The sequence below is a fragment of the Martinezella calliandrae genome (assembly GCF_030272695.1).
Lineage (GTDB): Bacteria > Pseudomonadota > Alphaproteobacteria > Rhizobiales > Rhizobiaceae > Rhizobium > Rhizobium calliandrae.
Window position 1 is genome coordinate 1 of sequence record NZ_JARFYN010000110.1, and the last position, 7644, is coordinate 7644.

General features: G+C 52.4%; 5 protein-coding genes and 1 pseudogene. 5 read left to right on the forward strand and 1 reads right to left on the reverse strand.

The features are described from left to right. Positions 1 to 472 precede the first annotated feature (472 nt). From PY650_RS35650 to PY650_RS35665, 4 genes are all read left to right on the forward strand, one after another. Positions 473 to 2566 carry a glycosyltransferase gene (locus PY650_RS35650; protein ID WP_285884770.1) on the forward strand — a complete coding sequence of 698 codons (2094 nt, stop codon included), beginning with the start codon at positions 473 to 475 and terminating at the stop codon, positions 2564 to 2566. Next, a complete protein-coding gene (locus tag PY650_RS35655) occupies positions 2563 to 3687 on the forward strand; it encodes a glycosyltransferase (RefSeq protein ID WP_285884773.1) in 1125 nt (374 codons plus the stop codon). Before PY650_RS35650 ends, PY650_RS35655 begins: the two co-directional genes overlap by 4 nt. 52 nt (positions 3688 to 3739) lie before the next feature. Further along, a complete protein-coding gene (locus tag PY650_RS35660; protein ID WP_285884775.1) occupies positions 3740 to 5077 on the forward strand; it encodes an FkbM family methyltransferase in 1338 nt (445 codons plus the stop codon). 342 nt (positions 5078 to 5419) lie between these two features. Then, complete coding sequence (locus PY650_RS35665; RefSeq protein WP_285884776.1) at positions 5420 to 6892, forward strand: hypothetical protein; 1473 nt, start codon at positions 5420 to 5422, stop codon at positions 6890 to 6892. 66 nt (positions 6893 to 6958) lie between these two features. On the opposite strand, the pseudogene PY650_RS35670 reads toward PY650_RS35665, so the two are convergent. Continuing rightward, positions 6959 to 7210: pseudogene (locus tag PY650_RS35670) on the reverse strand (transposase domain-containing protein); the annotation flags it as partial. A 146-nt stretch (positions 7211 to 7356) separates the two neighbouring features. On the opposite strand from PY650_RS35670, the gene PY650_RS35675 reads away from it, so the two are divergent. After that, positions 7357 to 7551 (forward strand): hypothetical protein, encoded by a 195-nt coding sequence (locus PY650_RS35675; protein ID WP_285884777.1) that lies wholly within the window; start codon positions 7357 to 7359, stop codon positions 7549 to 7551. Positions 7552 to 7644: the final 93 nt, after the last annotated feature.

The following is a 7644-nucleotide window of genomic DNA, read 5'->3' on the forward strand; positions in this document are numbered from 1 at the left end:
CCGGCAAGAAGCTGGTCCAAAAGTTCCTTTTCGATAGCCATGTGATGATTCGCTCCTTTTCATCATCATGGCCCACCGCACAGAATTCCTGACACTCCCTTAACTTGAGATTTGGCCATTCGAACCCAGAGAAATGGGACCGCATTTCGCTTGCCGCATCCAGCTTATGCAGCTAGAAGAAGGGTCCAATATGAGCGGATGCGGGATGAACAAAAACGAACAACTGATCATATTCGACATGCGGTGTCTTCAAGACTCCTCTTACAAATACCGCGGCGTCGGCAGGCTATCTACAAATTTGGTCCGGTCAATTGACCGACTACGCAGAAACAATAAGGTCTCGACAATCGGCCTCGTTGATACGGGTATGCCGCCCTTAGACGACTCATTCCGAAGCCTTGTCGATAGAGTCAGCAGCAGTCCATACGCTTGCCTGGAGGCGCGACCCGCAATATTCGTCGAACTTTCACCAATGACGCATGATCCGTTATTTGTCGGGCGCATCGTAGATGATCCCGACGTTCTCAAGATAGCCGTGGTATATGACTTTATCCCTCTGCTGAAGCCGGAACGATATCTACCCAGGGCATCAGACCGGGTGAACTACAAGACTCAGATGTTGTGGCTCTCGCGGTACGATCATTTCTTCCCAATCTCGCAGTACAGTGCGGATGAACTGCAGCGCATCTTAGGAATCGACGCAAAGCAAATCACAAACACTTCTGCGCCGGTGGATAGCGCATTTGAGCTTGTCTACGCTTCTCTGCGGAGGGAGAAACTACCAAAAACCTACGTTCTTGCTTGCGGCGGAGCCGAGCCCAGAAAAAACATCGAATGTCCGATAAAGGCCCATGCTGGAAGCAGGACGTTACAGGATCAGGGGGTAGCGCTGGTCGTTACCGGCAATTACTCTCCTGACTGGCAGGCGAGCTTGCGCGACCTCTACGTGCAATATGGGGGGGATCCGGAGCTTCTTTATTTCACGGGATTTGTTGAAGAGACCGATCTTGTCGCAATTTATCGAGGTGCTACCGGTGCCATAGTGGCAGCCCATATGGAGGGATTTTCGCTTCCAGTGGTTGAAGCTATGGCTGCAGGCGTCCCAGTGGTTGTGTCTGCGATTCCTGCGCATGCGGAACTTGTTCAGCGGGACGACCTTATGTTCCACCCTGACGACGTCGAAGAAGCGAGGGCGAAGATCGAAAAGCTGGTCACAGATCCGACTCATCGTTTGGCGATCGTCGAAGACCAGTCAACCAGATGGCAGCGATTTCGGGCAGACAATATTGCAGAGAACTTCTGGTCGGCGGTGGACGCTCTTTTGCAAGCCCGGAAACAGGTGGTGGTTCCTCGCGTCAATAGGGGAGCTCGGCCCAGGGTCGCATTCCTAAGCCCTATACCGCCCGATCGTTCGGGCGTAGCAGACTATTCCGCAGCGACAATTAAAGAACTCGGTAAGATTGTCGACCTCGATGTTTATGCACGGGCCATTCCGGAGGCAAAGCCGGAAGGTGCTGTCAGAGCGAATATCGTATCAGACATTCCTTTTGTGTCGTCCGAATATGACAAGATAATCGGAGTTGTCGGCAACTCCCATTTTCACTTTGAGATATTCAACTTGCTACTTCGTTATGGGGGAGCGTGCATCGAGCATGACAATCGCCTTCTGAGCTTTTATCGATTGATGCTTGGGAGGGACCGGGCACAGGAAGTCGCGCAAAAGGAACTGGGGCGCCTAGTAAGTGGCGAGGAAATCGATAGATGGATGAACGACGAGTCATTGCTCGAGGCGACCTTTCTCGGAGAACTCTCTCAGGTTTCGTCGCCGCTTTTTCTGCATTCTCGGGTCACTACAGACATCGTCAATGCCCGACTTGATGCTAAAGCGATTCATCTGCCTTTTTCGATTTACCGACCGTGGACCGATGATCCGCTTGATCCGGGAGCAAAAAGACGCGCACGTGAACGGCTCGGTATCAAGGAAGAGGAGTTCGCCATCGCCACGTTCGGCTTTGTTCACTCTAACAAAGGCGCCGAAGAATGTATCTGGGCGATCGAACTTCTGCGAAGCTGGAAAATACCGGCGAAACTCTATTTTGTCGGTGGGTGGGCGATGGAGCATCAGAAGTTTCTGGATCTGCGCGCACAGCTTGGTCTGGAGGACAATGTTGAGTTTGTCGCGGAGTATACCAGCGATTCTACCTATCGTGATTTTCTTACTGCAGCCGACGCCGGAATACAGCTGCGAACGCATTTTCTAGGAGGGCTTTCAGGAGCTCTGCTGGACTGCATCGCAGCCGGACTGCCGACTGTTGCAAATGATGATCTAGCGGAAGCAATGGACGCGCCTTCTTATGTGCTACGAATTCCGGATCATCCGAGCCCGGTACTCTTAGCGGGTGCCTTGGCGGAGATTTCTGATCGCATCCGGAATCGCGCAAAGCTTAAGGAATCGCAGCGGATTTACTGTGAGGAGCACAGTTTCAAACGGTACGCCGAATTGCTGAGCCAATCGCTTGGTTTGGATACGAAGCTGAATTCGAGAATTAGGAATGTTGCGTCGTGAGCGTGTCGCAGATTTTCATTGATCTCACCCTGCTTGTCCAGCATCCGATACACAGTGGCATCCAGAGAGTAGAGCGAGAGATCATCAACCATTGGTCTGGGCCAGCGGATTTGATTGCTTGCCGATTCGACCATGAGACCGAGTCATTTGTCGAACTGCCGGACCAGGTCCTGCAGGAAATAAAGGACGGCAGGTCAGAAGAGGAGGAGCGCGATCGTTTGATGCCCCTTCTCACTGGAAAAGGGCCGATCTCAAATCATGACCTCATTGGCGGCTTGTTCAATGTTGAGGTGCATTATCACCCTACTCGATTGAACGCCTACAGGACTCTGTGTCGCGCACCTCATTCACGCGTGGCATGGCTGGTGTATGATTTCATTCCGTTCTTACAGCCACAATTTTGGCCATGCAGGACTACCGAAACTCTGATGCACTACATCCGGACGCTGCAAGAGGTTCCCAGGGTATCATTTATCAGTGAAGCAACTCGAACCGAATACATTGAAAAAATTGTTCGGGCACCTGAGCGAGCAGGGCCTGCTTTTCCGCTAGGCGGAGATGGCTACGCAATGCCGAAGCTGCAATTCGACAATCGCAAGCGAATGTTCAGTTTTATAGGGAGCATCGAGCCGCGGAAGAACGTAGCGGCGATTATGTTGGCGTTCGAGAGTCTGTGGGATTCAGGTGTGGAGGCGCCGCTGACAATCGTTGGTCGCAGTGATGTATACGCACCCGTCGAGATGGCGATCTTAAAACGAATAGCCGGCAGACCACTTTTTCGACACTTCGATCACGCGACTGATGCAGTGGTTGCAGAGGTCCTCGAGAATTCGAGAGCCACCATTTTCGTAAGCTCTGCCGAGGGCTTCGGCATACCTCCGTACGAAAGCTTAATCGCGGGCGTTCCGGTAATCGCGTCGAAGGGGATACCCAGTCTTGATTTGCTTCCCCCTAGTGGGAGACTTACGATTGATGATATTAGGCCAGAAACCATTGCCAATGCTGTCCGGCACATGCTCAAGGATCAGGCGGCAGAAAGTTTGTGGGGAGAGGCCGCAGGCATCGAAATCCCGACATGGAGGGACTTTGGCCAAAAGATCGCTAGTTGGGTACAAGAATAATAACATAAGGGATACGGGAGAAGTTATGGGTAGTAATGGAAAACCGCCTCTCATGGCAGCGACAATTACAAGCTATGCCCAGAACCGTGAGGATGTAATCCTGAATCGAATATTTCAGGATCTAAAAGACGGCTTCTACATTGACATTGGCGCATATCATCCAACGGTAGCGTCGGTCACCAAGACATTTTATGATCGTGGGTGGAGTGGTGTTAACGTCGAGCCGGGGCCCGTATTCGATGAACTTGAGCGAGCTCGTCCGCGCGACGTAAATTTGAAAGCGGCGGTTGTTGACTACGATGGCGAAATAGGCTTCCTCGAGAATTCCTCCAATCCTGGTATGTCTAAAGTGATGCCAGCGGAAGTGCATCATGATCATAATGTGTCAACCGAACAAATAAGTCGTGTTTCAGCAATTACATTGAACAGTTTGGTTGCCAAGTACGCCAAAGACCGGACGATCAACTTCCTTAAGATAGATGCGGAGGGTGCCGAGATGGCTATCATCCGATCGACAAATTGGAAGGTGATCCGTCCTCAGGTTATGGTGATCGAGGCGACTGCTCCTTGGTCAAACGAGCTCGTTAATCAGGAGTGGGAGCCAAAACTCCTCACGAACAATTATATTCGCGCATTCTTTGACGGCATCAACGTCTTTTATTTGAGGGATGAAGATAAAGAGCTTCTTTCTCGTTTTGACATGCCCCTCAACGTCCTTGACAATTACGGGATATTCGATCAGGGCGCGCAACAGTTGAGAATCGACCAGGCCGAACTCTCCGCCAGGAATACTGAACTCACCGAGAAACTGACGGCTGCCAAGGCCAGATCAGACACCCTTGCAGCATCACTTGATCTTTCTCGGGATGAGGTCACCCGATTAAGGGCGATGATTGCCGACGCGCAGAGCGACGCACAGGACGCACAGAGAGACCTGCAAAGAGTTGCCGCGCGCGCGGCCCGTTATGACCGTCTAGTCAGCAGCTTACGTGATCCGGATGGCCCTCGCGCATTGCGGATTGTCCTTCCTTTGGCACGTGTTGTTAGAAAGATTAGTCACGTAATCGGTTCCCGGCCTAAGGTTCCTATGGCCCCGCATGATATCTCTAAAACGAGCGCACTATTGGCCGGTCCACGACGATTATCGCCAAAGCGTATTGCTCTGGCGATTTACAGAAGATTCTTGGGACCTGTCGTGCGTCCGTCGATGGGACGGATAAGGTTGTTTATGATGCAGCCGGTTAGTGACCAGGTAGCAAGGGTCAATGACCAGGTAGCGGGTCTCAGGAGCCTTGTAGAGACTCAGCAACGAACTGGCGAGATGGCTTCTGAGCATATTAAGAGTTTGGAAGCTTTGATAATCACGATCGCATCGCAAACGCGGAAATAAAATGGGCTCGCCGGTCCCCGGGACGATGGCCTTGAAGCTACGTTGGAGCCGATATCCACCGCCTGAAGGTCAGTGATGTGAACCCTTCGAACTGGAGCAGTTTTGGTTAGAGTTTGCTTCAAGATGGATTATTTCAACGGGGCGAGGTCAGATCCGGGATTGGCGCTAGATCCGGAGCAGAATCTCGTTTAACAGTTCGACGCAAAGTTTCACGGAGCATCGGGTATTTCCAATGTGCCAGGCACTATAAAACTCTTTCCAGGAATGGTGGCATAGACAACCCAAGAGAATTCATTAGCAGTGCGGCCATTTTGCAGCGTGCGCACTTCTACTGTCAGGGGCATGGATATTCATCTGCATCCGCTACCACAACAAGAGCCGGTTTGGATGTCTAATTTCGAAAAAGCGCTTCTCCATGTGACAGCGTTAGTGATGCTTCTTTATGCATTCGGCAGAAACATTTACTCTATGAGCGTCGACTTTGCTCATCATTTCCTTGTGGTCGAATATCTCGCGAACCACTGGCGGGCAGATATTGGTAGCTATGGCAACATGGCGTCTATGGCACACTATCCGGAAGGTTCGCATTACCTCACTCTTGCTGTAAGCGCCCTTTCCGGCTCGTCATATTCGGCACTTTGCTTCGTTGCGTTGATCTCAGTTTATTTTGCGTATTTCGCGGCATCTCGCATTGCGATTTGCCGCCTTCCGCGATGGTCGATAGTGCCGTTTCTCGCAATAATCGCCCCGCTGAGCATTACTCACGCCATCCCTGGCTATGAGATCATTTCTAATTTTTTGTTTTCTCAAATCGTCGGCGCGGCACTCTATTTCTGCCTACTCGTGGTCCTGATGGATGAAAGAATTGCTCGGCCAATTCGGATTTGGATGACGATCCCTGTCGCCGCTGTCCTTATGACAATTCATGCACTGCCAGCGCTAAATCTCACTGCGACGGCCGGCATGATACTCGTGATCTCAGAGACGAAGTTTTTTCTTAAGCAGCGAAAGATGTCGGCGAAAGGATTCGCCCAACTTGCTGCCTTCGGTCTCATCAGCCTGGGCATGTTGGCAGTTCACCCATCCTTCGCCGAGATGCGCGCGTTGGCTGACAATAACGGCGCTCTGGATCTCGGCATTAGCCTTCGATATCTAGTTGCCCTCGCGATTGCTACTTCTTGCGCAAGCCTTTGGTTTACGCTCCACTCAAAGACAGCGACCTTTGTCGATGTCGTCACGACGGCAGCGCTCACGGGAGCCATTATTCTCGCCGTCGCTCAGGCTATCGTGCTGATCGTTGGCCACGCGGGTTCTTGGTATGCCGTTAAGAAGCACATGTTCTTCATAGTGCCTCTCTGCGCAATCGCGTTATCGAGGCTCGCAAGCTCTCTTATGCCCAGATTGCCGCGTGACAATCTCGGAGCCAGATCGTCCTTCATTGTCGCGGTCGTGGCTGGCTCACTCTTGACAGCACGGGTCTATTCAAGCCAGGTGCTTTTGCCTACGTGGGTCGTCAATGACCAGATCGCCTATGCTAAGGACGCAGTACAGAATGATTTTCCTGCATATGAATTTGGAAACACTGCCGTGCTCGCAAGTTCGGTTGAGCCGACTATCCGATATATGATAAGCCTGTCAGTTTTTGGGCTCCCGTTCAACGATCGCTCTGTGGCCCTTCTCGGGGGAACGAAAGATCCGAATATCGCGCCATATCTGATGCTAGATCGGAAACAGGCAAGCTCCAAATGCGACGAACGCTATGCGGAGACTAGCAAATTCGTAATCGTTCCAGCGCGGTGCTATGTGCCAAACTAGTATCCATACGCCGGGAACCGCGGAACTGGGTCGCGTGCGCGGGTCATTGCTGATGTATGCTGCGGACTAGGTTCGGGCGGTGATCTGAGCAGAGGCTTTTTCGGCCTGGCGCAGCCTTTTCCACTCCCATGGGAGTAGTTCGTGCAAGCGGGAGACGGGCAGATCGGCGATGCGGGCGAAGACATCGGCAAGCCAGGCCTTTGGGTCGACATCGTTGAGGCGGCATGTGGTGATGACGGTCAACATGACGGCGGCACGATCGGCCCCACGCTGGGAACCGGCGAAGGTCCAGTTTTTCCTTCCTAACGCCATTGCCCGTTCATTCTGCCCATGTCGGTCAGGAATTGGAAGTTTATTATCGTTGGCATCCGTATTTTGGCCGCAAGGTCAACGTTCGGCGGGTAGAGCATCGAGCAACGGGCCAATTTCTCAAGGTGTTAGGTCCGTCAGGTGCCGTCGTTTCGATGGCTGCCTGGATGCTTGATCCGGTCGTTTGCGCCGGCATGACATCGGGTGCGCCACAGGTCGATCTGCTGGCATTGTCCGAATTGAAGAGGCTGGTCACGGTCGTCGCTGCTCCGCCACACTCCAGACGCGATGATGGATTCGCACGGGAGAAAGTCGATGAAGCAGCACGCCGCGCCCGCGTTGAACTGTAAGCGCCGTCTCCGCCCCATTGGATTGGCTGTATTTTGAGGCTTGCCGCGTGTGCGAGAAGGTTTCCAGGACTATCTGGAGATTTGCATGGCAGA